Genomic DNA, 26,966 nt, shown 5'->3' on the forward strand with positions numbered 1-26,966 from the left:
AAAAAACCTTCTTTTTTTCTGAAAATGTTGTATAATAACGAATCAAGGAGCATATCATGCTAAAAGCAACAGATCCGCGCTGCGAATACAGAACCAATCCGGTGGGCATCCCAACCGGGAAACCACGATTTAGCTGGAAAATCGAGACAGACAAAAAAAATGTCAAGCAAACTGCTTACAGCCTTGAGCTTAGCCAGGACAAAAATTTTAAAGATCTTGTCTGGGCTAGCAAAAAGACCGCTTCTTCAAATTCACAGCTTGTCAGTTTTGAAGGCAAGATCCTTGGGTCTTCGACATTGTTTTATTGGAGGGTCAAGGTCTGGTCCAACCAGGGGGAAGAAAGCCCCTGGTGCACAGCTTCATTTGAAACCTCCCTGCTGACGCCTAAAGAATGGAAGGCGGCCTTTATTGCGGGCGAGCCTAAAACCGCAGGCAAGAGTTCCGCGGGCATAGCCTTCAGGAAGGAATTCTCCGCAGCCAAAACAATAAAATCCGCAAGGCTCTACGCCAGCGCCAAGGGGATTTACGAAGCCTTTTGCAATGGCAAGAGGGTGGGCGATCAGTTCCTTGCTCCGGGCTTTACAGAATACAAATACAGGCTTCTTTTTCAGACCTACGATCTTACCAAATTGATAAAGAAGGGCGCCAATGCCCTGGGGCTCCAGGTAGGGCCCGGCTGGTACAAAGGCGATATGGCAGGCTGGCTTGGCAAGAGGAATGTTTTCGGGAAACAGACAGCCATCATTGCCCAGCTCCGCCTGGAATACGATGACGGCTCTGTGGAAATTGTCTCCAGTGATAAAACCTGGAAGACCGCCCCTTCGCCGGTGCTCTATTCTGAAATTTACCATGGCGAAATTTACGATGCCACAAAAGAAATGAAGGGATGGGCCGAGGCGGGATTTGACGACAAGGCCTGGCAGCCTGTTTTAATTGAGAGCAAAGATACCTCTACCCTTAAGCCCCATGACGGGCTTCCGGTACATGAAGAAGAATTCTTCAAAGCCAAGGCAATTTTCAAAACCCCTGGCGGGGATACAGTAATAGACTTTGGCCAGAATATTTCCGGCTGGGTGCGCTTTACCGCCAAAGGCAAGGCAGGAGACAAGATAAAGATACGCCATGCCGAAACCCTGGATGCCCAGGGGAATTTCTATACTGCCAACCTCAGGGCGGCAAAGCAAACCATCGAATACATCTGCAAAGGCGAAGGCATTGAAACCTATTCCCCCCACTTCACCTTCCAGGGCTTCAGGTATATCGCCATAGACTCATGGCCGGGGACGGTAAGCAAGGAAAATTTTGAAGCTGTAGCCATCTATTCCGATATGCGCCGTGCCGGGACTTTCAAATGCTCCTATAAAAAACTCAACCAGTTTGTAAGTAATGTAAGCTGGAGCATGAAGGACAACTTTGTCGATGTCCCCACGGACTGCCCCCAGCGGGACGAAAGGCTGGGCTGGACAGGGGACGCCAACATCTTCTCCAGGGCTGCATGCCTCCTTATGGAAACAGCGCCGTTCTACAAAAAATGGCTCAGGGATCTTGCAGCATCCCAAAGGCCCGACGGCAAGGTGCCCCATGTGGTGCCCGATGTGCTGATAACGAGCAATTTTGACGGCCATGATATTGACGCCGCCGGGGCTACTGCCTGGGCTGACGCAGCCGTAGGCATACCCTGGAATGTGTACACGTATTTTGCGGATAAAGATCAGCTCGAAGAGCAGTATCCCTCCATGAAAAAATGGGTGGATTATATCAAGGGCGTTGCCCAGGGCGGGCTCTTTAACACAGGCTTCCATTTCGGCGACTGGGTAGCCCTGGATGCCAAGGAAGGAAGCTACTATGGCGCTACCCCGAATGATCTTGCCGCCACAGTTTATTATGCCTATTCGGCGGAACTGCTTTCAAAGGCAGCAGCTGTGCTGGGCAAGGCTGAAGATGCAAAAAAATACGCCAAACTCCGGGAGGAAATAGGCGAGGCTTTTGCAAAAGAATTCTTTACCCCATCGGGGAGAATCGCAGCCCGCACCCAGACTGCCTGCATACTGGCCCTCAATTTCGGGCTGGTGCCCAAGGCATACAAGGCCCGCACCTTGCAGACCCTGGTGGATCTGTTGAAAGAGAACAAAAACCACCTCACCACAGGTTTCCTGGGCACCCCCTATGTCCTTAAAGCGCTGGAAGAAAACGGCCGCTCGGACCTGGCTTACGAACTTCTGCTCAAAGAAGATTTCCCCTCCTGGCTCTACCAGGTAGTAAAAGGGGCCACCACCATTTGGGAACACTGGGACGGCCTTAAGCCCGATGGAACCATGTGGAGCCCCGACATGAACTCCTTTAACCATTATGCCTATGGCGCAATTGCCGACTGGGTCTTTAGCTCTGTCGGCGGCCTTGACACCGACCCTGCCAAGCCCGGTTTTAAAGGAAGCATTATAAAACCCAACCCCGGCAAGGAAATAAAATGGGCGGAGACTAAATACGTTTCAGGTTACGGCCTAGTTTCGGTACGCTGGGAAATCATTAAAGACAAGATAAAGATTGATGTGGAAGTCCCCCCCAATACCACTGCCAAAGTGGTATTGCCCAATGCGAAACCGGGAAGCATCGGCGGCGTTGCATTTACCAAAACAGCCCTGGGCACAGAGGCTGAAATCGGATCAGGGGCTTACAGCTTTTCTTATCCCTGGCCCGGAAAATAGCCGATAAGGGGGTAAGATGAAAAAATCCTACCCCCTTGTTGCCTCGATTTCGTTTGTATCCATTCTGCTCTTTTCCTGCGCCGGAAGCCCCAGGACTTTAGTCCCGGGCGATTCCATGGCCGCAGCAAAGGCCTCCATGCAAATTGCCTCGGTTCCCGAAACTGCGCCGAAAAGGCCAGAGAAGCCGGAAATTCCCCCCAAGCCCCAGGAGATCATGGGGCTTGGCATGGTCAACGAACAAAAAATGGCAGACTTTCTGCTTGAAGCAAACCCTGAAGTTGATAAAAATTTCGCCCTGGAATTTGCCCGTTTTTACATTGTGGAAGCCCAGGCCGAAGGCATTAACCATGACATTGCTTTTTCCCAGATGTGCCTGGAAACAGGCTTCCTCAAATTCGGGGGCCTCGTAACTCCGGACATGAACAACTTCTGCGGCCTCGGCGCCATTGGCCCGGAACAGAGGGGAGAAATTTTCCCCGATACCCAAACCGGGGTCAGGGCCCACATCCAGCACTTAAAAGCCTACGCCAGCGAAGAACCCCTGAACCAGGACCTGGTAGACCCAAGGTTCCGCTGGGTGCGCCGGGGGCGTTCCCCAAAAATCGAGGGCCTTACCGGAACCTGGGCAAGCGACAGACAATACGCGCCAAAAATAGAAGCCATACTGGAACGGCTCTACGAATACTCCTTTGGGGAAAATTCTTAATTTGATCCTCCCGGCGAGCCTGCAAGCCAGCCCCTACTGAAACGCTGGGCCTCCTGCCAGGGCTTGGACGGATTGTCCTGCCGCCTGGGGAGGGGGTCGCTTAAAGGAAGGCCGTAAAGGGCTATGCCCCGCATGAGCCGTTTAATAAAAGCATCACCCCCGGTAAAATTTATGTTCAGCCCTTCCAGGCCTTCGCTTCCCGGCAGGGGGTAGTCATCGGGGAAGAGCAGGACATCCAAAAAGGGGGATGCGATAAAACGGGCATACCGGGGAAGAGCCGATGTATCGGGAAGCACGAGGAGGCAAGTCCTCTTGTTGAAGGTCTGAATGTAGAGCCCTTTTACCAAGCCGCCCGGGATGCCCCAGGGATCATTTGCAAAAGGGATATAGATCCCTTCCCCGTCGGGGGCCATGGTTTCGATGTTTCTGTCCAGGGCCATTTTCCAGGCTGTCAAGAAAGCATCCCCCACAGCATTCGTGTAACCTGGAGGGGATGGCGAAAAAGACCCCACTTCGCGGGGGGCTTCAAGGCCATCAGAGGGCGGCAGACCGGGGAGGAAGGCGCCCTTGCCCTGCCAGTCCGCCACAATAAGGCCCTTTTCGAAACGCTGGGCAATGCTGCCGTTGTAATAAAATTCCTCCCCCCTGGGGGAACCGTAGCCCCTGTCGCCATTGGCGCCGCCTGAGCCGGAGCTTTTCCCGTAATAATCCAGCACCCCGCCCTGGACCATAAAGACCCTGTTCTGGGCCATTTCCGTCAAAATCTCGATGCTCTGAACCGCAAGTATGATAGAAGGGATGCCCCAGGAATTGGGCCTCGGCTCTGAAGTCTGCCAGTTCTGCACCCAGCCCGAGGGGGAATTCTCGGGCCATCCATGAACCTGATCCCCGCCCAGCACACCGGTAATGGGCTGGCCCCTTAATATCCCGTCCACATAGGCGGCTTTGAATGAATCTGAAAGGGCCTCCCTTTCATCGGCGTTTAGGGCAGAACCCCGATCGCGGCGTTCTTTGGTAACATTCCCCACCCCAGGGGCAGCGCTTAAGCCAGGCATGGGTGCGGGAGTAAAATACAAATCATTGGGTCTGGGATGGTCCAGGGAATCGGCCTGGGCGCTCTCCCAATCGGCCTGCCCCAAGCCATCGCCATCGGGATCTGCCATCCCTGCCGGGGGAGGGTTCCCCTTGCAGGAAAAGGCAAAAAAAGCTCCGGCAATCATAAGAAGGAGCAGCACCGCAGAGATTTTGCAATTTTTCATCATGTTTTTATTATACTTGATATTGCACCCAAAAGAAACGTATAGTAGAGATAATGGGTGTTGTTACCAGCCAAAAAATAACGGTCTATTATGACCGTTTTAAAACCATAGATGTCACCTTCACAAAAGAAATCATCCAGGTAACAAGTCTCATAACCAACCAGGTGTTCCTTAAATGCGGGAGCGATTTTTGGCCCTGCGTCATATATTCGTCCTCCTTCCAGGGAGCCAAAATCGTAGCCAACATCAAGTCGGGCATACTCCATAAGCTGGAACAGGCAAACCAAATGGCGAGCTTGAGGTTCAGCTTTAAAAACCCCGATACCGGCAGCCCTGTCACCTTTTTCATCAACACCAAATCGCTGGGCTATTCGGCCTACGGCGGCTCTGCGGATGTTGCCCTCTTTAACCTCCAGTTCACCCAGCGCCCCCCCGACGACCTCATCGAGATCATGGGCCGCATATTGGATGCCAATGTCAATTCCGCAAAAAGGCGGGAAGAGCGTATCACCATCACGCCTGATTCTGCCCGGCGGCTCAATATCTTTTCCAAGGAAAGCGCGGTCTTTATCCAGGGCGTGCCCCGCCGTTGCATATTGCGGGATATTTCCTTTTCCGGGGCCAAGCTTATCATGATGGGGGTGGCAAAATTCCTGGTGGAAAAAGACGCAGCCCTGAGGATGGACTTTGACGATCCACGGGAAAGTTTTCTGATTAAAGGAAAATTCCTGCGCGCTGAAGTTGTCGAAGGCCGCAAGGACCTGGTAGCCCTGGTGGTGCTTTTTGACGAGACCATAGTCCCCATGGGCTACAAGATCCGCGTCAACGACTTCCTCTCCCAGGTACGCGCAGACACAAGGGGTCTGGACGACGGTTCGGCCCAGCAGGAAAAGAAAACTCCTGCAAAGGCAAGCGCCAAGAGCGAAGCCGCAAAGGCGCCATTGCCGGATGCGGCCCCTGAGAAAGCTGATGAAAAACCCGAGGCAGCAGCCCCAGCTGAAAAACCCGCAGCACCTGCTGATAAACCTGCCGCGGATACCCCCGGCGATTTCGATCTCGATCTGCCAAGCAGTTAGGAAAGGCCCCCATGCTCACCAGCAACAAAATTATTTTTTTATCAGTCCCAGAGTCCCTTAAAGAAGAAATGCAGCACCTTCCCCATCATCACGATGAGGACGAGGAAGAAGATCATGCAGGTCATATCCATAACAGTTTTGATGTGGATACTTCCATCCCCCTCCCCGTCGAGCTCGAAAATGGCGCAGAGACCCTGGACCCTGAAACCCTTAGCTGGGAGATGATACTCTCGGGGATGATGAAGATAGTTGCCGCCGAAGAACCCTACCCCGGCGTTGAACCCCAATGGATAGGCTACTATCGCCGTTTTGTCCTTGCGGTGAAACCGGAAATCTACAACGAGCTAACCAGCGCCGCCATCGTTAAGGCCGAGAACTCTGATTTCGACATGGCACTGGAAATCCTCGGCCTTCTTGAGGGCCTCTTCCCCGGCGCCCCCGGCATACTCCTCAACAAAGCCCTCATGCTCGAAGAGCAAGCGGAAGCCCTGGAAAAAACCGGCAATGAAGCGGCTGCAGAAGTTGGCGAAAAAGCCCTGGCAGCTTATGAAAAAGTCCTGATGCAGGAGCCCCCCCTTCCCGATGCCCTGTTCAATGCGGGCTTCTTTTTCATACGCCACAAGGATTATGGCAGGGCGCGATCCTGCTTCAACGACTATCTTCCCATAGCCGACAACGAAGAAAAAAAAGAGCAGGCCGAAGCCCTTGCAAAGGACATAGAAAACCGCGGCCTTGACGACGAAAGTTTCAGGGAAGCAGTGGAACTCATAAGGTCAGGCGAGGATCAGGAAGGACTCCTGACTATAAAAGATTTTATCGAAAACCACCCCACAGTCTGGAACGGCTGGTTCGTCCTTGGCTGGGCCCTCCGCAAACTTGAACGCTGGGAAGACAGCCTTGAATCCTTCAGGAAGGCAGTAGAGTTCGGCGGGGACTCGGGGGATGTCCGGAACGAAATGGCCATCTGCCTCATCGAACTTGGGGACCTGGAAAACGCGCGGAAAGAGCTGGAAGCTGCCTTGAAAGAAGAACCCGAGAACGTGAAGATCATCTCGAACCTGGGCGTGGTTGCCCTCAAGAACGGCAATGATGACGAGGCCGCTGCATTCTTCAGAACCGTGCTCGAACTTGACCCGAATGATCCGGTAGCGAATGGCTATATGGACAATCGGAAATAAAACAGCATGTTCTCATTAGTAACCGTTATACTTCACCCAACGAAAAATCCCCGATAATTTTAAACATCTTACCGTCCCGGACTACCTCTAATTCCCTGCCGGGAAAATACTCAGGCAGCTTCTGCTTGATCAAAACAGCAGCGCTGCCCATAAGGAATTCAAGCTGCTCTGGCGTCACATTATCCAAAGTGGCTGCCCTTAAGGAAATGAGATAGCCCCTGCCCTTCTCCGAACCAAAACCAGCAGTGAAGTCCGGCGCTATTTCGAAGAGTCCGTCCATCTCAGGGTTGTCTGTAGCGCCCCACTCGGGACGGTTGGGGTTGAGGCTGAAACTATCCCCCCATTCGTCCTCGAGAATTTCGTCCACTTCGTTAAAGAGGGCTTCAAGGGTTCTGTTAAAGGCCGCAAGCTTCGGATGCAGCATCAAACCTCAATCCGGCAAAGCCAGGGCCAGCACTTCGTCGAAGCGCTCAACAGGGTGGAACTCGATGCCCTTCTTCACATGGTCGGGGATATCGTCAAGGTCCCGCATATTCTGCTTGGGGATGATGATGTGCCTGGCCTTGTTGCGCTGGGCCGCTATGGTTTTCTCCTTGAGGCCGCCTATGGGCAGTACCTGGCCTGTGAGGCTCAGCTCGCCGGTCATGACGAGCCTGTCCACGATGGTCTTGCCCCTCATCAAGGAGAGGAGGGCTGTTGCCATGGTGATGCCTGCGGAGGGGCCGTCTTTGGGGGTGGCGCCTTCGGGGATGTGGAGATGGACATGGTTCTTTTCAAACCATGAGGCGTCAAGGCTGTAGCGTTCAATGGCAAGCTTGCGGGCCAGGGTCATGGCGATGGCGGCGCTTTCCTTCATGGTGTCGCCCATCATGCCCGTAAGGGTAAAGCCCTCTTTGCCGGGCACTGAAGTGGCTTCGATTACCAGGGTATCGCCACCCATGCTGGTCCATGCGAGGCCGACGGACATGCCGGGGCGGTCCGCTTTCTTCACATCGCCTTCGGGGAAGATGGGCTTGCCCAGGTGCTTTTCGATAAGCTTCTTTTCGATGGCGAATTTTTTGTCCCCTTCCATGCCCGACTCTTCGGCTTCCACAATCTGCTTGGCAAGCTTGCGGTGGATCTTGTCCAGGTTCTTTTCGAAATTGCGCACCCCCGCTTCACGGGCATAGCCGTTGGCAATGTGGAGAAGGCTGTCCTGGGTATACTTCACCTGGTTCTTCTTGAGGCCGCTTTTTTCGAGGCTCTTGGGAACAAGGTAGCGTTTTGCGATTTCAAGCTTCTCCCTGTCGATATAGCCCGGGAGCTGTATTATCTCCATACGGTCGATAAGGGGAACGGGGATAGTATCCAGAGTGTTGGCGGTTATAATGAAAAAGATATGGGAAATGTCAAAAGGCAGATCCAGGTAATGATCCCTGAAGCTGTTGTTCTGCTCGGGATCAAGCACCTCAAGGAGGGCCGACGCAGGATCGCCCTGGTAGCTCTGGCCCATCTTGTCTATCTCGTCGATCATAAAGACCGGATCTTTTGTTTTGACGATTTTAAGGCCCTGAATGATCTTGCCGGGCATGGCGCCGATGTAGGTGCGCCTGTGGCCCTTGATCTCCGCCTCGTCCCTCATGCCACCCACGGAAAAACGGAAAAACTGTTTGCCCAGGCTCCGCGCAATGGACTTGCCCACGGAAGTTTTGCCAACCCCCGGAGGGCCCACGAGGCAGATGATGGAACCCGCAGGGCCTTTGGAACCCGCCGCGGCATTGCGGAGCTTGCGTACCGCCAGGTATTCCACGATGCGGCTCTTCACGTCCTTGAGACCGTAGTGATCCTCTTCGAGTATCTTCTCTGCTTTTTTGAGATCGAAACTTTCCGGCGCAGGATCGTTCCAGGGGAGGCTTGAAATCATATCAAGGTAATTGCGGGTAACAATGAATTCACCGGAGTTGGGATCCATGAGGCTGAATTTTTCCAGCTCCTGTTCCACCGCCTCTTTTATTTCCCCTTCGAATTTGAAGGCGTCGATCTTCTCCTTAAAACGCTGATACTCGCTGCTCTTGGCGTCGGTGGCCATGCCCAGCTCGGACTTGATGGCCTTGAGTTCCTCTTTGAGGAAGTACTCCCGCTGGGACTTTTCGATCTTCTCGTTGATCTCTTTCTGGATCTTTTTCTGGATCCGCAGGAGTTCCTGCTCCTTCTTGATAAAGATCAGCACCTGTTCCATGCGCTTCCGCACATTGAGAATCTCCAGGATCTTCTGCTGCTCGGCCTTGTCGATGTTGAGTATGCTGGCGATGAAGTCCGCGATTTTTCCGGGATGATCGATGTTGATCATGTTGAGACGCATCTCCTCGGAAAAGAGAGGGTTGTTCTCCGAGATTTGCTTCATCTCGCTGATGAGAGCCCTGGTAAGGGCTTTTACCTCGGCAGTTTCGTCCTCCACATCCTCCATGTATTCCACCGCTGCAACAATAGGGCTTGTGGGGTGCAGGGCCTTCTTGACCTGGAAGCGCTTGAGGGTAGAAATGAAGATGTTCACCCCCCCGTCAGGAAGGTTGATTTTCTTGACGATTTTGGCCGCCGTACCCACCTTGTAAAGGTCAGTGATGGAAGGGTTGTCGCTCTCATTCAGGAGCATCACCAGGCCGATGAGCCCATCCCCGGACACCGCCGCGTCCACGACCTTCACGTCCGCAGGGTTCCCTATCATGATAGGGGTAAAAATACCGGGAAAAATGGGCCTCCCCATGAGGGCCACCAGGGGCAATTTATTGGGGAGCAATTGATCTATAGGTACTACGCTCTGTTCTGCCATATGTCCGCCTTATTAATATAATATACAAGAAAAATATAACAAAAAAATAAAGGAAAAAGTGAAATTTTTTTAAGGTAAATTTTTTGTATGAGGACAAAAAAACCTTGCTTATCATTCCAGGCTATGTTAAATTAGTCAGTATATTGACAATTCTTACAGTAAATTGGTCAATATATTGATAATTTTTAACTTTCAAATGGAGCCTTTTTATGGATAGAATTCCAAGGATTTTGAAGCAGCGGATATTTGATTACCTCAAACCGGAGCATACAGCGGGATCATCTCATGGCAGGGCGGCACTGCTTCTAGGCGCCAGGCGGGTGGGAAAAACCTTTCTTATCAACCAAATTCTGGAGGAATTCCGAAAGAAAGACAGTTCCCGGCAGATAGCCAGTACTTCGAAAGAGACCCTATTGCTCAATGGCGAGGACTATGACGCTCAAGCGCTGCTGGAACCTTGTTCTATTGCCAATTACAGACGCCTCCTTGACGGCGTCAGGCTTTTTGTTTTGGACGAGGCCCAGAATATTCCCAACATAGGGCAAAAGCTCAAACTTATAGTCGATGAAATTCCTGAAATCCGCATCGTTGCCTCGGGTTCTTCATCTTTTGACTTGCTCAATCAAACCGGCGCCCCTCTGGTAGGGAGAAGCGCTTCCTTCTATCTAACTTCCTTTTCCCAAAAGGAACTTGATCCGTATGAAAATCCTCTTGAAACCAGACAGCGGCTTGACGATCGTCTCATTTACGGTTCCTATCCCGAGGCGGCCCTCATGGAATCGCCCAAACAAAAGGAAGGCTATCTTAAAGAGATAGCCAATGCCTATCTCTTTAAGGATATCTTTGCCCTGGACGGGCTAAGAAACTCATCAAAAATCAGGGACCTCTGCAGGCTTATCAGTTTTCAGATGGGGAACGAAGTTTCTTATGATGAATTGGGCAAACAGCTGGGCATGAGCAAAAACACAGTTGAGAAATATTTGGATCTCCTCTCAAAGGTATTTGTGATCTACAAGTTGGGAGCCTATTCCCGCAACCTCCGCAAAGAAATCACCAAGGCGAGCAAGTGGTATTTTTATGATACAGGCATCAGGAATGCGGTTATCGGTAACTTCAACCCGCCGGCCATCAGGCAGGATATGGGGGCCCTCTGGGAAAATTATCTCATCAATGAACGGCTGAAAAACCGCTTCAACACCGGCCAATCCGGGGAATTTTATTTTTGGCGTACCTACGACGGCCAGGAGATCGATCTTATTGAAGAATTGCCCACAACAGACAGCAAGGGCATTCCTGTCCTTACTGCTTATGAATTCAAGCATGGGAAAAAGCAACCCAAAGTTCCCCCAGCTTTTGCGGCAGTATATCCTGACGCACGGTATCTGGTGATAAACAGGGACAATTATAGGGAATTTGTATAGGGACTTGCTGATCTCTTAAGAAGAAACCAGTATAATCCTCATTAATGTAAAGGAGCAAACCATGCAGGAAATCATTCAGTTCTTAAACGAGGCCAAGGTCTTCTACCTTGCCACAGCAGAGGGAGACCAGCCCAGGGTAAGGCCCATGGGTTTTGTAATGGAATACGAAGGAAAGCTCTGCTTCTGTACCAACAACAAGAAGGAAATGTACAAGCAAATGAAGGCTAATCCCAAAATCGAAATCAGCGCCTGCGGGAATGAGGGGAAAACCCTCAGAATCGCCGGAAGCGTGGCATTTAACACCTCAAGGGAGGCCAAAGTTAAGGCTCTGGAGGTCAATCCCCACCTTAAAACCATGTATTCTCCTGATGATGGTATATTCGAAGTTTTCTATTTTATCCAGGGAACTGCGGTTTTTGGCGACATGAAGGGCGGGAAAAAAGAAGTCAAGCTTTAGGAGCGGAAACCGCCCGGCAAAACGGGGGATTTTCCGGAGATATTCTCCTACTAAATTTATGTGTTTTGTATAATTTTTTCATTTTTCTCTTGACAGTTTTGCTTTATTAAAATATAATACCTATATAACTACTAGGAATTATCCTAAAAATACTACAAGGAGCATGAAATGGCAAGAGCTGAAAAAATCACGGATCTCATTGGGAATACCCCAATTGTCAAAATCAACAAGCTGAACGAGGGAGGCGCCACGGTTTATGTAAAACTGGAGAGCTTTAACCCCCTCCATAGCGTCAAGGACAGGATAGCCCTGGCCCTCATCGAAGCAGGCGAAAAAGACGGCCGCATCAAAAAAGGCACAGTCCTCATAGAACCCACCTCGGGCAACACCGGTATCGGGCTGGCCTATGTAGCGGCGGTCAAAGGCTACCGCATCATCCTCACCATGCCCGAAACCATGAGCATTGAGCGGCGCAAGCTCCTCAAGGCCCTGGGCGCAGAGCTGGAGCTTACCGAAGGCGCAAAGGGCATGAAGGGCGCAATTGCCAAGGCCGAAGAGCTGGCTGCATCCATCCCCAATTCCTTCATACCCCAGCAGTTCAACAATCCCGCAAACCCCGCAATCCACGAAGCAACCACAGGCCCGGAAATCTGGAATGACACCGAAGGCAAGATCGACATACTCATTGGCGGCGTCGGCACAGGCGGCACGGTCACTGGCGCAGGGAGGTACCTCAAATCCAAAAAAGCCTCTGTAAAAGTAGTCGCAGTTGAACCTTCGGCTTCCCCGGTGCTTTCGGGCGGCAACCCCGGCCCTCACAAGATCCAGGGCATTGGCGCAGGATTCGTACCCCAGGTTTACGACAAGGACATCATTGACGAAATCTACCAGACCGACGATGTAAAGGCCGGTACTGCAGCCCGCCGTCTTGCCAAAGAAGAAGGCATCCTGGTGGGGATTTCTTCCGGTTCCGCCCTGGAAGCGGCCCTGACTATTTCCAAACGCCCCGAAAACAAGGGCAAGACCATAGTCGCGGTCCTCCCCGACACCGGCGAGCGTTACCTTTCAACCTGGCTCTGGGAAGAATAAGAGCTTAAAAAGAACCTATATCAAGGGAAATAAACGGGGCGGCGTGTTGTGAACCAACACCCCCCGCCCCTGCCCTGAATTGCAGGCCGAAGCTTTTATTCAGCTGTATGCCCATATTAAAAGACCCGTTCCAGACAATCCTGTCCATTTTGTATTCATCCCAGGAAGCTGTTGTTTCCCCTGCAGCAACGGAGAGGGAGAGAATCATCCGCCCTCCAAGAATAGTCAGGTTTTTCCAGGGCTGAAACTGGAGAGCAAGGGAAGCGGCAGCTTTATGGGCAGCGTAAGGCTGTCTGCCTGCCAGGTGGGGAAAGTAAACCCGGTCAAATTCATCAAAATGTCCAAAAGGTATCAGGCGCGAAGGCTCGCCAAGCCCAAAGGCAGTTTCTGCCCCGCCCATGGCAATAAGGCTGAATTTGCGGCTCAGAGGAAGCGCCCCAGTCAAATCCAGGGAAAGGCTGTCATAGTGCGTCCCTGTATCCGGGGGGAGGGGAAAATACAGGGTATTCCCAATCTGGGCATATATCCCCCTGGATGGGAAGAGGTGATAGTCCAGGGTGCAAAAGCTTAAAGCTGCGACAAAAGCCAGAGATGCGCCCTGATCATCCACAGTATTTGCCCAGAAAATTTCCGGGGCAATACTGAGGGCGCTATGATCGCCGATACGGATGCCTCCTTTAAGACTTCCCGAGGCAGCCAGGACCTGGCTCACTACCCCGCTGTTGGACAAAGGACCCTGAATGACAATATCCTGATCCCGCACTATATCCCCGGAAACTGATATAAAGACCCGGGAGGAAAGAGGCTGCAAGTACATAAAGCGGAAGGAAAGGATATCCAGCACAGATGATCCCAGGGACAACGCCGATCCCGGTCCGGTCAACCCCAGAAACTGGACGCCGCTCGACAAAGACAGCTTGCTGATTGATGAGGACGAGAGGACGCCGTGGTATGCTCCCCCGGCAAGAAGAAGGATTTTTGCCTTGTCATCAGGGTAAAGCTGCAAATCAAGCAAGGCCGAACCATTACGGGTATCTGTCCGGGTTATGACAAGGCGGTAATTGCCGGTTCTGTATATCTCCCTGATAAAGGCGGAGAGCTTACCCTGTTCCAGGGGTTTCCCCCTGATAAGGCGGGCAAAGGATTTTTCGATACCGCTCCGGTCAGAAGGAAGAGCGCCCGAAATAGCAATACCCTGGGGAATAATCGGGGGCAGCTCCCCATAAGCTGGGATGGAAGTTTTTGTCCCCGCAGCCCCGGACACCCCGGATTCAGAGATGCTGGCTATTTTTTCCTTTAGCCCTATAAGGGCTTCCTTTAGCCGTTCCCGCTCCCCGGGGGCTAAGGAGTAGATCTCCCGGGCCTTCGAAAAATCCATGGTGGTAAAGCGCTGTACATCCGGCATCAGCACCAGATCCGCCAGGTCGCGCTGCTCACGGCTTAGACGGTTAGAATAGAGATCGTTCATCATCGGCAGGACATCCATGGGCGCAGTATTGATACGTTCGGGCAGTGGAAAAAGCTCTACCGCAATGACTACGTCATAACCCATATCCCGGACTTCCCGAACCGGAAGATTGTACAGGAGGCCGCCATCAACATATCTTTGACCATCAATTGGCAAAGGCTCAAAAATCCCCTGAATTCCCATACTTGCCCGGATTGCCTCGGCAAGATCCCCCCGGCGGATCATCTCTATCCTGCCTTCCGGGACAGCTACAGCACCCGCCGCAAAAGGGATTGGCAGCTTGTCGAATTCAATATAAGAAGGTATCTTGACTGTGAGGGACTTGAAGAGGGTATACGCCGTTTCTCCGGTAGAATAGCCCTTTCCCCAGTCAGGGGTAAAGCCGCCATTAAGGCGAAACCTGAGGGGAAGGTTCTGTGCGGCAAGTTCATCCTCAAAGGGGGAAACCGGCCTGTCAAGGAAGAACGAAACCCAGTCCAACTGCGAAAGGGCTTCTCTGAGCATTTCCGGGCTATAACCGGCGCAGTAGAGCCCGCCCACAATGGCTCCGGAGCTTACTCCCGCCACCATATCGACGTGGATACCCAGCTCTTCCAGAAGCTCCAGGATCGCAATATGGACAAAGCCCTTTGCCCCGCCGCCGCCGAGAACCAGGGCAACCTTAGGACTTTCTTCAGCTTGAGCATTGAGCCTTTGCCCCATTATGCATATAAGCATCAGAAAAAAACTGTTTTTTAATCACTTTGCATCCCCGCATCATTATGGAGGTATTATATGAGTTGGAAGGTAGCGGTTACCAGTGCCGACGGCGTGTTGATCAACCAGCATTTTGGCCATGCCAAATGGTTTTTCATCTATAACCTTGAACCGGACGGCAGCTTCGCCCTTCTTGAAAAACGGGATACCGCCCCCTGGTGCAGCGAGGAAAACCATGAACGGGATAGCCCCGGGGCAAGCTTAGGCATAGCGGCAGCCATTTCCGACTGCACTGCGGTCCTCACCGCCCGCATAGGCCCCCCTGCCCAAAAAAAGCTGGAACTCGCAGGGATCTCCGTCTACGAACAGCCCGACTCCATCGCAAATGCCCTGCCAAAGCTGGCAGCCTATTATGGGAAGAGTCAGGCGGCGAAGCTATAGCAGGTTATGCTATGGCTGCTGCCAAGTCAGGAACACCACGGTCTGTTTGGATCTATCAGTAGGGTAAAGTGTAACGGTATTAGTGGCCCCAACATCCTGGGATGAGCCATTGGCTAAATTCCAAACCTTATGGTCGATTCCCGGAAGGGTGATTTTCACATTCCTTGTAGAAATCACGCTTTCATTCCAAACAAGGAGTATGCGGCTATTGTCATTGCCTTCAAAATAACAGGTCTTGATAAAACCAGGAAGATTTGATCCGGGGAAGCTTATGGTTCTGGATTCTTTTCCGCGAAACTGATGCGCACAAAGTGCAAAAGCGTCATATCCGCCTTTTTTCTGCCAGTCTGATCCGTTCTTCCAAACCAAGCCAAACCAGTCTTCGGAATCAATGGGATTACGGTTCTGGGAGTCAAAAAGATGATACCAGAAAATGGTTTTTGCCCCATCTGCAGCTAAAAGAGCCATGGTCTTGGTTACCATTTCAGGCATATCGGATTCTTTTACCTCGGTGCCATAACTCCCCTGGGTAGGATAGCCTATTTCATTTACCCATATTTTATCAGCAAAACCATGCGCTGCGACTTGATTTTTAAAGCCATGATACACACCAGCAGCGCCAAAAGCATTAGGAGTATAAGGATGATATGCAATAGCGTCTATTTTTTCCATAGCGCCGCTTGTAAATATCCCATCTATCCACTCGGGGGTAGCAAGGGTATTAAATAATCCGCCAACAAGGAAGGTATGCGTATCTTCAATTGCATCCAAAGCACGAATGGTTTCTGCTGTTGCTTTTGTCAGAGCATAGAATTCTGCTTTAGTACCTTTCCAGAAGCGGTCTTCCAGATTCGGCTCATTCCAGATTGCCCAGGCGTCTACCTTACCATGGCCGTTTTTGCCGTTATAACGTTTGACTGTTTCCCTGGCATAATCGCAGAAAAGCGGTATTTCATCCTCGGATACATACTTATCAGGTTCACCTTTGCCTGTATGTATCCAACCCACATCATAAAGGAGCATACCCAGGACCTTTTTCCCTTCGGCATTCGCCCTCGTTACATAGGCATCAAAGCTACCAAAAGTCCACTGATTATCAGCTTTTTCTATACTGCTCCAGCTAAAGTCCTGGTGCACCCATTCAACACCCAGCTCATTAAGGAGGGCATATTCACTATCCGGATCATTGGAATAACCGGAATGGATGATGCCGACGAAATCCTCAGGAATGGAAACAGTGTCACTGCCTAGAACCGCATTATTTAAATCCAGCGAGACAGTGACATAAGCTTCTTCTTCCGGCGTCCCATCGGAGCACGCACTCAAACAGAGGAGAGCCGGAAGAAGAAAGAGGAAAAGCTTGCGCATTATTACTTTATGTAGGTGCCGCCAAAGAACCCATTTGCAGATTGATCAGTAGATGAAAAGGTAAAAGTCGTCTTATCAGCATTCGGCTCCAGTGTCGCAAGAATTCCTGTGGGGAACATACTTAATAAGGCGGCGGTACCACCGACTTTGTTATCAGGATTAGCCAGATTTGTTAAGATATAATCGTTAGGACCAAGTCCGTCATCATTGAAAGAAAGCTCACCGGTAACCACAGCGTCGCCCATAGTTTTCAAAGTGCAAGAAAAAGTATAATCTGCTGCAATAACAAAACTCGCTCCTGAGCTGCTCCAGCTTCCTACTAAATACGAAGCATCGTTATGCGAGGCAGAATCTGAACCATCGGAACACCCCATCATGAACACCGAAAGAACCAAAACAAACGCACCAGGCAATAAAAGAACTCCTCTCTTTTTCATATGTACTCCTCCAACCATGTTGACTAATATCCTCCAATGAGGATACATAAACAATATATCTTTTACTTAGACAAATATCAAGATATTGTCTGAATTATTTTAAGATTTTCTATAAAGTCTTAAAAATTGAGGCACTTTATTAGACAAATTGGAGATTAAAAGGGGTCAATATGAAAAAATGGCTATACATCTTATGTATTTTCACAGCGACAAGCGCCTTCGGAGCAGAATTTTTTATTAGCGCTGGGGGTGGAGGGCTCCTGGGGTATATGTTTACCCGTTATACCCTTGACGCAAATGGGGAAAGAGAAGGCACTGCAGTAAATGCGGAGGTCACCCAAAAATTGGACCAGCTAAATTATGGCGGTTTTGTCTTCCTTGACGTAACTTACGCAGAACTCAGTGTCAGCATACAGAAAGGCAATTATAAATATTCTGATATTATGGACATCTCGGTATTAGACGAATCTTCCAATATATCAGGAAGAGGCTGGGAAACCATAATGGGCTTCAGCCTTATGGGGAAATACCCATTTGCCCTGTCAGAAACGTTCTCCATCTTCCCCATGGTGGGCATTGAATACCAGGTTTCCCTATTGCAGACACGCACCCAAGCCGACGGCTTTGTATACAGCCGGGATGACGGGCTGAGGGAGAAAAACAAGGACGGTAAAGCCCTTAGGCTCAGGGACTGGAATTCCTTCTGGATAAAGCTTGGCTGCGGCGTTGATTTTGCCATAACCAGGGCAATCTTTGCACGGACCGAAGTTTTCTATGGCTTCAGGTTCATGACCCCCTACGAAATCGACGGTCTTGAAATTGCCAAAAAGCAGACCTATGACCCATCTCCTGATAAAACCGGCTTGACCAGCGGGCCTTCTGTCAGGCTTAGCGCGGGGTACAAGTTCTTTACCAAATAACGGAATATGCTATAATAAACCTATGAAAATCAATATCAGGAGTCCCAAGCGGTTTCTTTTTGCCCTGCTCCCCATCTGCCTTGCCCTTATGGGGAGCTGCGATATTGTCATGGCCCTGGCTGGGGATTCTACGATCATTGTGGAAAACAAGAATCAGACATACGATATTGATTCAATAGAGATAAAGAATATTAATACCGGACAATTGCTTTATTCTTCGTATAACCAAATTGGCCGTGATGGCAAGAAATCCTGGACTGTTTCCGAAGGGAACTATGAAGTGAGGGTAACGGTCATCAAATTTAAAAACGTCGATGGCCAAATAGTGTCTGATTATGTGGAACTTCCAATAGGGGTGTCCATGGCTTCCGGGTATACCGCTCGTATTACCTATATGAACTCCACAAAAGATCAGCTTTCTGTAAAAAAGGAAAAATCCTCTACCACTCAGTAAAAGATCCATCGTCGTTGTAGAGGAATGAGCGCGCGGCAAGCTCTAAACTTGAGCCGCAGAATATGTAAAACCGCCAAATGACGAAAGGGAAGGAAGCTGCTATTTTTTCTGCTTCATTCGGGCACGGATTTGCTTGGCGGTATATCCTTGATCCAACAGGGCAAGTATGTCCTCATGACCTTTTTGTTGACCCTCTTTCAAGCCTTTTTTCAAGCCCTCTTTCAGACTTTTTTCCGTAGCCTTCTGCAGTTTTTTCTCGTTCGCCTGCTTTTCCCTGGCTATTCTCTCCATTTGTTTCAGTTCTTTGGCGTACATTATAAGATCCATTTCCCGCTTTTCCTGGCTTATCGCATTGACGGCTTCGATTTCTTCCTGTGTCCATCCTTTTACTACTGCTCCTGCCATGGTTATTCCCTCCTCGTACTTTAAAAGTTCGTTTATCAAGGCCCGCTGCTTCTTAAGGCTAAAGTACCGGAAAAATAATGACCAGCGTTCCAGGCTCGTCATGTTCGGTATGGGTTTTTCCGCCAGACGCCCTGCCTTCTGTAATTCCAGGGTAATAATAGCGGTACGGCCGCCCAAGGGGACCTTGTTCTCACGGTCATAGTATTCGAACCGGTGAACCAGTTTATTATCACTAAAAAGCTTTTCTTTTTCAATAATGGAAATATGATAGGTTGGTTCGAGGTTCCGGTAAGAGCGGCTTTTCCCCTTTATGCCCTGGGTTAAGAGCAGCTTGCAGACATAATATTCCATTCTGAGGGTCTCAAACTCGTTGGGGCGGACGGTTATTTCCACATTGGCATGTTGGCCGGTTTCAAATTCGACATTGATGTCGAAGCGGATCTGCCGTTCACGGCGGTCGTTGATGGATGGTTCGTTGGCGGTTACCGTGATGACCTTGAGATCCTTTTCGAGTATGGCTGAAAGCAGCTTGTTAAGGGCGCCCCGGGAATTGGGGGTTTCCTGAGTAAAGATGCTTTTAAAGACACCGTCTGTGCAGATGTCAAAAAGGGCTTCGTCGTCTGAAAAATGAATTCTCTTCATAAAGGCCTCCGTCCCTTATATGGCGTCAGGATGGGAATTGCATTGAAAATTGCGACGTTTTTTCAAATTTCGGGGAAAATTCGTTCGGATTCAAGTGTATCGCACCAAACGGGCAGGTGAATTCATCGCGGCAATGCTGTCGCCTATGGAATATTCTATTTAACCCTGTATCGGACAGGCCGGAGTCGCTGCTTCGCAGATCGCTTACGGGCTGCGCCCACCCTTCCCAGCGCTCATCGAATCGCGCTATCAAGGGTGCAAGTCGCCGATTCGACCCCGGCTTTTGTTGGGGGGTTTTAATTTGTCGGACAGGCCGGAGTCGAACCGGCGACCTCTTGGTCCCGAACCAAGCGCGCTACCAACTGCGCTACTATCCGAAAAGAAAAAAGCCCATCCGAATGGACGAGCTTTACGGGAGCGACGGGGCTTGAACCCGCGATTTCCGGCTTGACAGGCCAGCGTGATAAACCAACTTCACTACGCCCCCAAAGGTTCAATTATATTAGCCAACTCTGATAAAAATGTCAAGGCATTTACATTCTTCACCTTGGCTTCACTATGCACTATACTGCCCCCATGAACAATTCCAACGAAAACGACGTGAATAGGCTGCTGCTGCAGAAAAAAGACGGGCCTGGGGCAAAAGAAATCGCCGAGGCCGGGGAGTACTGCAGGGGATATATGGATTTCCTTGATTCTGCCAAAAACGAGCGCGAGGCGGTAAGCGCAGCTATATCGATGGCGGAGAAAAACGGGTTTGCCCCCTGGAAGGAGGGGTCAGAGTTCGGAAGGGGCAACAAGGTCTATGCCGGCCGCTTTGGGAAGGCTCTTTTGCTGGCTGTCAGGGGCAGGAGGCCCCTGGCAGAGGGATTTTCCATAATTGCGGCCCATATTGATTCGCCCAGGCTGGACCTCAAAATGAAGCCCCTCTACGAGGACAAGGGGCTGGCGTTTTTCGATACCCACTATTACGGGGGGATCAAGAACTACCAGTGGACAGGCATGCCCCTTGCCCTGCATGGGCATATTGTACGCAAGGACGGGAAAGGTATACGCGTTGCTATCGGCGAAGATCCGGGGGACCCGGTTTTTTTTATTGCCGATCTCCTCCCCCACCTTGCAAAGCGGCAGATGGAAAAACCCGGGAAGGAGCTTGTGGAAGCCGAAAGTCTCGACATCCTGGCGGGGCTGTACCCGTATCAAGGCGGGAAGGAAGAAGGGGCGGTCAAGCTCAATATACTGCGCCTCCTTCACGAAAAATACGGCATAACCGAGGAAGATTTAATATCGGCGGAGCTTCAGGCAGTTCCGGCGTTTAAGGCCCGGGATCTCGGCCTCGACAGGAGCATGGTTGGGGCTTATGGCCATGACGACAAGGTCTGCTCCTATCCTGCCCTCACAAGCCTCTTTTCCCTTAATGAGCCTGAATTTTCAGCCTGCGTTGTGCTGGCCGACAAGGAAGAAACCGGTTCCTGGGGGATAGGCGGCATGAGGTCGGAATTCTTTAAAGGCTTTATTGCGGGGCTTGCAGAGGCTGAAGGAAAAGGCAGCAGCAATGCAATTAACATGGCCCTGGCGAATTCCTTCTGCCTTTCCGCGGATGTCAATACTGCGTTCAACCCGCTCTACAGCGAAGTGTTCGACCCTCACGGGGAAGCGGACATTGGGGGCGGGGTGGTGCTTTTCAGGTATTGGGGAAGGGGCGGCAAGGAAAACACCAACGACGCGAACGCCGAAGCAGTATCCGCGCTGCGGAAGATCCTTGACGAAGGGGGGATACGCTGGCAGACCGGGGAGGGCGGCAGGGTTGACGCCGAAGAATCCGGAACACTGTCGAAGTTTTTTGCGGGCTTCAACATTCCTACTGTGGATCTCGGCGTCCCCCTGCTCTCAATGCACTCGCCCTTCGAAGCCGCCGCCAAGACCGATGTGCTCCAGGCTCACCGGGCTTTTGCGGCGTTCTTTAACCGAAGGCAATAAAGCAGCAATACGCTTAATTTGCCGCCCGGATGTTCTGCACAGGAAGCACCCAGAGCCATGCGGAAGAAACCGCAAGGCCTGTGTACTTCTTGTTCAGGACGCTCTGGCGCAGTGAATAGTCATACACGATGTAGGGCGTATCATTTACGATAATGTCCATCAGCTGTTTCTGGATATCAAAGCGCTTTACCGGATCGGTCTGGGAGCGCTGGGTTTCGATGAGATTGTCAACACGGGGATTGACATAGGCCGCCGCGTTATAGCCGTCTTCGCCAGCCTGGCTCGATACAAACATGATTTCGATATTGCCGTTAAGATCCGGATAATCCGCTTCCCAGCCGCCGATGAGCATATCGTAATCACGATAGCCGTTAGAATCCATGACACCGCCCATCTGGTAGGTATCCTGCTCGTCACCGGACATCTTCCTGATTTCAACATTGATATTGAGGGGCTTTAAGGCTTCCTGGAGAAAGAGGGCCCTGGATGACGCAAGGGAAGATTCGCTTATGATCACATCACAGTTAAACCCGTTGGGGTAAGCGGATTGGGCAAGGGCCTGCCGCGCCTTGGCCAAGTCATAATCGTATTTGGGAGCGGTATTGAGGTACTGCTGCCATTTTGCTGCATCGTTCCCGTAAAGGGCCGCGCCGAAGGGCAGCACAGTCCCTGCGCTTCCTGCGGTCTTTATTATGTTCCGCTGGAATTCGTCCAGGTTAAGGACATGGGAAATTGCCTTGCGCACATTGACATCGTTCATCGGTGCGCGCTGGGTATTCATCGCAAGGTAGGTAAGCTGATAGCTCGGGGCTATGGTCATGTTGAGGCTTTTATCCGCCTGGAGCTGATCAAGCATTTCCGGGGGAATGTTGGCACAGAAATCAACACTGCCGGTTTGCAGGGCAACAACGCGGGTGGTGTCGTCCGGAATGATCTTATACACAACCGTGTCGATTATATTCGCCTGAAGCTTCGCCTTGTTCCAGTAATTGGTGTTCTTTGCAAGGACGATTTCCTGTCCGCTGGTCCAGCTTTTATACACAAAGGGGCCGGTCGCGATTATGCCGCCTTCGGCGGTCCCGAAATTATCAGCGTGCTTTTGATAATACGCCTTGCTGATGATCCTCCCTGCTCCGATGGCGGGGATATACTTGAACACAGCCGAGGGATTGTTCAGCTTAATGGTAAGCTGCCATGGGCCTGTGGCCGAAATGCTTGCCACATCGGCATAGAAATCGGAAAAATAGGTTCCCCCATCGGGGTCCCTGTTGCGCTCAAGGGAAAAGACCACATCGTCCATGGTCATTTTTGTGCCATCGGAAAAAACAATGTCGTCCCTCACTTCGTACACATAGGTAAGGTCGTCCGCCTGCCTCCAGCTTTTGGCAAGCTCCGGGACTATGTTGTTGGACCCGTCGAGGGTCAGGAGGCCCTCGGTAATCTGGTTTGTAACCTGGTTCGTTACATAATTCCAGGCGACACCCGGATCAATAGCCCTGATATCTTCGCTCAAGGCTATCGTAAAGGTAACGCCTTTATTCCCCTTGGCCTGCCCGCCCCCTGCAAACGCGAGGGACGCGGCCAGTGCCAGAACCGAAACAACGAAAAACACTCTCTTCATGAAATTCTCCTTTCTCTCAATATATTGCTTATACTATATTAAACTAAAAGACAGCTGACTATATGCCCGGGGACTGTTTCTTTCTCCACGGGAATTTCACGGGAACAACGCGCCTCAGCCTGCGGGCAGCGGGGGGCAAAGGGGCAGCCTTCGATTACAACGGAAGGATCTGATGCTTCGCCCTTTATGCTTCCGGCGAGGCTTGCATCCCTGCCCTCAAGCCTTGGCGCGGCGGCGATAAGGGAGCGGGTATAGGGATGAAGGGTGTTGCCGAAAAGCTCTTCTGCCGGGGCTGTCTCCACAATATGCCCAAGGTACATTACCGCGACCCTGTCGCTCAGGAATTCCACCACCGACATATCATGGGAAATAAAAAGCATTGCAAGACCCCGGCGGGTCCGCAATTCCCCAAGGAGGTTCAAGAGCTGGGCCTGGACCGAAACATCCAGGGCGGAAAGGGGTTCGTCCGCTATGAGGAGCGCAGGGTTCGAAAGCAGAGCCCGGGCAATGGCTAGCCGCTGAAGCTGCCCGCCCGAAAGCTCGTGGGGCCAGCGGGCAAGGAGATCCTGCGAAAGGCCCGTGTCGTCAAAAAGCGACGCAACACGTTCCTGTGCCTGTGCCCTGTCCATGCCGTAATACCGGCATACTTCTGTCAAAGCCCCGGCTATACGTATCTTGGGGTTAAACGAGGCAAAGGGGTTCTGAAACACCATCTGCATCTCCCCCTTGCCACGGGAAAGCGAAACAGGCTGGCTGTTAAAAAGCGCCTCCCCCCCGCTGGGCTCAATGAGTCCCATGGCAAGGCGGCCCAGGGTCGATTTGCCGCAGCCCGATTCGCCGACTATGCCAAGTATTTCCCTGGCTTTGACCGAAAGGGAAACGCCGTCCACGGCTTTAAGGACACGCTTGCCGTTTTTAAGGCCATGCCCCAGGGAGAAGTATTTTTTAAGATCCCGCGCTTCAAGCAGGTTCATCGCATGACCCCCGGGTGATGGCAGAAGACCTTGCGCCCGCCTTCGCCTTCAACGCAGGGCGGGGGCTCAACACAGGCTTTGTCCGCAAGGGAACAGCGGGGGGCAAAGGGGCAGCCGGAAACAGGATCATAAAGCCTCGGGGGGAAGCCGGGGATAACAGGCAGAACATGGCCGCGCTTCCTGCGGGGTATGCAATCGATAAGGGCGCGGCTGTACGGGTGGGCAGCCCCTTCTATGAGGGCGCGGGCAGGGGCGGTTTCGACAACCCTGCCTGAATACATCACCGACACTGTGTCGCAGATTTCCGCGACCACCGAAAAATTGTGGGTTATGAGCAATACGGAAAGGGACAGCTCCTTCTGCAGCTCCCGCAAAAGATCCAGGGCCTGGGCCTGTATCGTTACATCCAGGGCGGTCGTGGGCTCATCGGCGATGATCAATTGCGGCTCGCAGCTGACCGCCTGGGCAATCATGATGCGCTGCTGCATGCCCCCGGAAAGCTCAAAGGGATACTGGGTTTCAACGCCCCGGTGCAGACCGACCCGTTCAAGAAGATAGCGCATGCGGTTCTTCCGCTCTTCAGGAGACAAAAAAGAATGGTTCGCCATGGCTTCTTCTATCTGCCTGCCCACAGGCACAAGGGGCGAAAGGGAATTGAGGGGATCCTGGAATATCATTGCGATTTGCCTGCCCCGTATGGATCTCATTTCGGCTTCCGAAAGCTCCAGCAGATTGCGGCCCCCAAACATGACGCGCCCCTTAAGGCGGCTGTGCCTTTTGTCGAGGAGGCCCATGACAGCCCGGGAGCTTACGCTTTTCCCGCAGCCCGATTCTCCCACAAGCCCGTGGATTTCTCCACGCTTTACCGCAAGGTCCGCCCCACTTACCGCGTACACTATCCCTTCTATAGTGAGAAAATCGCAGTAAAGCTTTTCGACTCTCAGCACAGTATCGCTCATGCCCCGGCCCCGACTTTTATGCGCTGCGCGTGCTTTTCAGCCTTTTCAAAAGAAGGAAGCACCCTGCCCGAGGGATCGAGATACTGGGTAAGGCTGTCGCAAAAAATGTTGAGGCTTACCACGGTGATCACGATGGCCGCCCCGGGCGCAAGGGCAAGGAGGGAATTCATGAGCAGGAAAGCGCGCCCTTCCTCGAGCATGGCGCCCCAGTCGGCAATAGGGGGCCTGACCCCGAGGCCGATAAAACTGAGGGCCGCAAGGTCGAGTATGGCATAGGCAAGATCAAGGGTGAGCTGGACAAGCACAGTATCCATACAATTGGGCAATATATGGCGGAAAATTATATAGGGTTTGGAAAAGCCTATTGAAACCGCCGCCTCCACGTAGGTCTTGTTCTTTTCGACCAGCGTAAGGGAACGGACAAGGCGGGTGAGCATGGGCACGTAGATAATGCCCAGAGCGATGACCGCGTTTGTCATGCCCCTGCCCAGGGCAGCCGCGAAAAGGAATGCCAGCAGCAGGGAAGGGAAAGAAAGCAGCACATCGCAGAAGCGGCCGATAACCGCGTCGAACGTCCCCCCAAGGTAGCCCGAAAAAAGGCCCAGGGGGACGCCGATGATTACAGAAACCAAAACTACCGACACAGCGCTTATCAGGGTAACCCTGCCCCCGAAAAGGAGCCGCGAAAAAAGATCCCGCCCCATTTTATCCGCCCCGAGTATATGCTCCGCCGAAGGGGGGCTGAGGGAGGCGGAAAGGTTCTGCTCTGTTTCGCCATAAGGCGCGAGAAGGGGGGCAAGGGCACAGCCAGCGATTATTACAATCAATATCAACCCCGAAAGCATCATGGGGAAGGAAAACACCGAAAGGCTGTTAGCCCGGCGGCGCTTTTGTTTATTCCCTTTAAGGCTGAAAAGCAGCTTATGGCCGGCCATCTTTCAGGACCCCCCCGCCGCCGCACGAATGCGCGGATCAATGAGCACATACACTACGTCCACAATCAAGTTGAGGAGAAGGAACATGGCAACAAGAAACATCATGATGCTCTGCACTACCGGGTAGTCGGAGGCTTGTATCCCTTCGATTAAGAGCGCCCCTATACCGCCCAAGGCAAAGACGTTTTCCACAAGCACTGCGCCTACTACCATGGATCCAATCTGGATCCCCGCGACAGTTATCACCGGGATAAGGGTATTTTTAAGGCAGTGGGAAACCACTATCCTGCCGAAGGGGGTTCCCTTGGCGGCGAGGGCAAGGGAATAATTCGCCTTGAGTTCCCCAATCATCCTGTCCCTGGTGATCCTCCCCATAAGGGCGACCATGTTGAGGCTCAGGGCAAAAGCCGGGAGCGCAAGGTAATAGAAATTTTCGACCATGCTCCTGCCCGTCCCAAAGGCAGGGAACCATTTGAGGCGCAGCGAAAAAATCAGCATAAGCACAATGCCATTCAGGAACACCGGCGAGGAAACGCAGAAGATCATCAGGGCGGAGATGACCCTGTCAAAAGGCGTGTCCTTTTTGACCGCCGCAAAAACCCCCGCAGGTATGGAAAGCAGGGCCGCAAAAATGGCGCTCATAAGCACAAGCTGGATAGTGGTCGGCAGGCGGCTTGCAAGGAGGGACGAAACACCCTGGCGGTGCTTATAGCTATCCCCCAGATTCCCCCGGAAAATGCCGCCCAGCCAAATAATGTACTGCTGGGGAAGGGGCTTATCCAGGTAATACTGAGCCTTCAATGACGCCCGGGTCTCGTCGCTGATACGCTTTCCTGCGGTTATCGACGCGATAGGATCGGAGGGGGTCAGGCGCACAAGGAAAAACACCGCCGCGGAGACTGCCAGCAGCAGGGGAATGAGCAGAAGGATGCGTTTCGCCGCATAGCGGATAAAAAAGGACACTAT

General features: G+C 51.9%; 23 protein-coding genes and 2 tRNA genes. 11 read left to right on the forward strand and 14 right to left on the reverse strand.

The features are described from left to right. The first annotated feature begins 56 nt into the window (after nt 1-56). Both TREAZ_RS11475 and TREAZ_RS11480 read left to right on the forward strand, forming a co-directional pair. Complete coding sequence (locus TREAZ_RS11475; RefSeq protein ID WP_015712031.1) at nt 57-2,705, forward strand: glycoside hydrolase family 78 protein; 2,649 nt, start codon at nt 57-59, stop codon at nt 2,703-2,705. A gap of 16 nt (nt 2,706-2,721) precedes the next feature. Further along, the gene (locus TREAZ_RS11480) at nt 2,722-3,411 is read left to right on the forward strand and encodes a glucosaminidase domain-containing protein (protein WP_015712032.1); all 690 of its coding nucleotides are present in this window, start codon (nt 2,722-2,724) and stop codon (nt 3,409-3,411) included. Here the strand turns inward: TREAZ_RS11480 and TREAZ_RS11485 are convergent. Beyond that, nucleotides 3,408-4,673, reverse strand: coding sequence for a hypothetical protein (locus TREAZ_RS11485; RefSeq protein WP_015712033.1), 1,266 nt, complete (start codon nt 4,671-4,673; stop codon nt 3,408-3,410). The two genes, TREAZ_RS11480 and TREAZ_RS11485, sit on opposite strands and share 4 nt — an antisense overlap. 50 nt (nt 4,674-4,723) lie before the next feature. Here TREAZ_RS11485 and TREAZ_RS11490 point away from each other — a divergent pair, with 50 nt between their 5' ends. Then, a complete protein-coding gene (locus TREAZ_RS11490) occupies nt 4,724-5,746 on the forward strand; it encodes a PilZN3 domain-containing protein (protein WP_015712034.1) in 1,023 nt (340 codons plus the stop codon). An 11-nt stretch (nt 5,747-5,757) separates the two neighbouring features. Continuing rightward, nucleotides 5,758-6,924: a tetratricopeptide repeat protein gene (locus TREAZ_RS11495; RefSeq protein WP_015712035.1), complete on the forward strand. Its 1,167-nt coding sequence runs from the start codon at nt 5,758-5,760 to the stop codon at nt 6,922-6,924. Between the two features lie 25 nt (nt 6,925-6,949). Here TREAZ_RS11495 and TREAZ_RS11500 read toward each other — a convergent pair whose 3' ends face one another. Together TREAZ_RS11500 and lon are read right to left on the reverse strand one after the other, a co-directional pair. Continuing rightward, nucleotides 6,950-7,348 carry a hypothetical protein gene (locus TREAZ_RS11500; protein WP_015712036.1) on the reverse strand — a complete coding sequence of 133 codons (399 nt, stop codon included), beginning with the start codon at nt 7,346-7,348 and terminating at the stop codon, nt 6,950-6,952. Between the two features lie 6 nt (nt 7,349-7,354). Next, nucleotides 7,355-9,733: an endopeptidase La gene (gene lon / locus TREAZ_RS11505; protein ID WP_015712037.1), complete on the reverse strand. Its 2,379-nt coding sequence runs from the start codon at nt 9,731-9,733 to the stop codon at nt 7,355-7,357. 209 nt (nt 9,734-9,942) lie between these two features. Between lon and TREAZ_RS11510 the strand changes: the two genes are divergently transcribed. The 3 genes from TREAZ_RS11510 (at nt 9,943) to cysK (ending at nt 12,700) form a co-directional block, all read left to right on the forward strand. Then, nucleotides 9,943-11,154, forward strand: coding sequence for an ATP-binding protein (locus TREAZ_RS11510; RefSeq protein ID WP_015712038.1), 1,212 nt, complete (start codon nt 9,943-9,945; stop codon nt 11,152-11,154). A 61-nt stretch (nt 11,155-11,215) separates the two neighbouring features. Next, a complete protein-coding gene (locus TREAZ_RS11515; protein WP_015712039.1) occupies nt 11,216-11,611 on the forward strand; it encodes a pyridoxamine 5'-phosphate oxidase family protein in 396 nt (131 codons plus the stop codon). Between the two features lie 168 nt (nt 11,612-11,779). After that, nucleotides 11,780-12,700: a cysteine synthase A gene (cysK, locus tag TREAZ_RS11520; protein WP_015712040.1), complete on the forward strand. Its 921-nt coding sequence runs from the start codon at nt 11,780-11,782 to the stop codon at nt 12,698-12,700. 4 nt (nt 12,701-12,704) lie between these two features. Here the strand turns inward: cysK and TREAZ_RS11525 are convergent, their stop codons facing one another. After that, entirely contained in the window at nt 12,705-14,870 is a 2,166-nt protein-coding gene (locus TREAZ_RS11525) for a patatin-like phospholipase family protein (protein WP_015712041.1), read from the reverse strand. A 72-nt stretch (nt 14,871-14,942) separates the two neighbouring features. Here TREAZ_RS11525 and TREAZ_RS11530 point away from each other — a divergent pair, with 72 nt between their 5' ends. Beyond that, on the forward strand, nt 14,943-15,305 hold the full coding sequence (locus TREAZ_RS11530) for a NifB/NifX family molybdenum-iron cluster-binding protein (protein WP_015712042.1): 363 nt from the start codon (nt 14,943-14,945) through the stop codon (nt 15,303-15,305). Between the two features lie 9 nt (nt 15,306-15,314). Here the strand turns inward: TREAZ_RS11530 and TREAZ_RS11535 are convergent, their stop codons facing one another. Beyond that, nucleotides 15,315-16,673 (reverse strand): GH39 family glycosyl hydrolase, encoded by a 1,359-nt coding sequence (locus TREAZ_RS11535; RefSeq protein WP_015712043.1) that lies wholly within the window; start codon nt 16,671-16,673, stop codon nt 15,315-15,317. Between the two features lie 2 nt (nt 16,674-16,675). Continuing rightward, on the reverse strand, nt 16,676-17,110 hold the full coding sequence (locus TREAZ_RS11540; protein ID WP_015712044.1) for a hypothetical protein: 435 nt from the start codon (nt 17,108-17,110) through the stop codon (nt 16,676-16,678). Between the two features lie 269 nt (nt 17,111-17,379). Here TREAZ_RS11540 and TREAZ_RS11545 point away from each other — a divergent pair, with 269 nt between their 5' ends. Then, entirely contained in the window at nt 17,380-18,030 is a 651-nt protein-coding gene (locus TREAZ_RS11545) for an autotransporter outer membrane beta-barrel domain-containing protein (RefSeq protein WP_015712045.1), read from the forward strand. A gap of 22 nt (nt 18,031-18,052) precedes the next feature. Next, nucleotides 18,053-18,484, forward strand: coding sequence for a hypothetical protein (locus TREAZ_RS11550; protein WP_015712046.1), 432 nt, complete (start codon nt 18,053-18,055; stop codon nt 18,482-18,484). A gap of 99 nt (nt 18,485-18,583) precedes the next feature. Here TREAZ_RS11550 and TREAZ_RS11555 read toward each other — a convergent pair whose 3' ends face one another. The 3 genes from TREAZ_RS11555 to TREAZ_RS11565 all read right to left on the reverse strand — a co-directional run bounded on the left by TREAZ_RS11555 (nt 18,584) and on the right by TREAZ_RS11565 (nt 20,018). After that, entirely contained in the window at nt 18,584-19,531 is a 948-nt protein-coding gene (locus tag TREAZ_RS11555; protein ID WP_015712047.1) for a PD-(D/E)XK nuclease family transposase, read from the reverse strand. 304 nt (nt 19,532-19,835) lie between these two features. Beyond that, a tRNA-Pro gene (locus tag TREAZ_RS11560) sits at nt 19,836-19,908 on the reverse strand. A 35-nt stretch (nt 19,909-19,943) separates the two neighbouring features. Continuing rightward, a tRNA-Asp gene (locus TREAZ_RS11565) sits at nt 19,944-20,018 on the reverse strand. A gap of 89 nt (nt 20,019-20,107) precedes the next feature. Here TREAZ_RS11565 and TREAZ_RS11570 point away from each other — a divergent pair. After that, nucleotides 20,108-21,511 carry an aminopeptidase gene (locus tag TREAZ_RS11570; protein ID WP_148257804.1) on the forward strand — a complete coding sequence of 468 codons (1,404 nt, stop codon included), beginning with the start codon at nt 20,108-20,110 and terminating at the stop codon, nt 21,509-21,511. A gap of 13 nt (nt 21,512-21,524) precedes the next feature. On the opposite strand, the gene TREAZ_RS11575 is transcribed toward TREAZ_RS11570, so the two are convergent. From TREAZ_RS11575 to TREAZ_RS11595, 5 genes are read right to left on the reverse strand one after another with little or no spacing between them, the layout of a single operon-like run. Continuing rightward, nucleotides 21,525-23,132: an ABC transporter substrate-binding protein gene (locus tag TREAZ_RS11575; protein ID WP_015712049.1), complete on the reverse strand. Its 1,608-nt coding sequence runs from the start codon at nt 23,130-23,132 to the stop codon at nt 21,525-21,527. 38 nt (nt 23,133-23,170) lie between these two features. Further along, complete coding sequence (locus tag TREAZ_RS11580; protein ID WP_015712050.1) at nt 23,171-24,106, reverse strand: ABC transporter ATP-binding protein; 936 nt, start codon at nt 24,104-24,106, stop codon at nt 23,171-23,173. Beyond that, on the reverse strand, nt 24,103-25,065 hold the full coding sequence (locus tag TREAZ_RS11585) for an ABC transporter ATP-binding protein (RefSeq protein ID WP_015712051.1): 963 nt from the start codon (nt 25,063-25,065) through the stop codon (nt 24,103-24,105). The genes TREAZ_RS11580 and TREAZ_RS11585 overlap by 4 nt, the downstream gene beginning before the upstream one ends. After that, nucleotides 25,062-26,000 carry an ABC transporter permease gene (locus TREAZ_RS11590; RefSeq protein WP_015712052.1) on the reverse strand — a complete coding sequence of 313 codons (939 nt, stop codon included), beginning with the start codon at nt 25,998-26,000 and terminating at the stop codon, nt 25,062-25,064. Before TREAZ_RS11590 ends, TREAZ_RS11585 begins: the two co-directional genes overlap by 4 nt. 3 nt (nt 26,001-26,003) lie before the next feature. Beyond that, nucleotides 26,004-26,963 carry an ABC transporter permease gene (locus TREAZ_RS11595; RefSeq protein WP_015712053.1) on the reverse strand — a complete coding sequence of 320 codons (960 nt, stop codon included), beginning with the start codon at nt 26,961-26,963 and terminating at the stop codon, nt 26,004-26,006. Nucleotides 26,964-26,966 lie beyond the last annotated feature (3 nt).

The sequence above is a fragment of the Leadbettera azotonutricia ZAS-9 genome, assembly GCF_000214355.1.
GTDB classification, from domain to species: Bacteria; Spirochaetota; Spirochaetia; order Treponematales; family Breznakiellaceae; genus Leadbettera; species Leadbettera azotonutricia.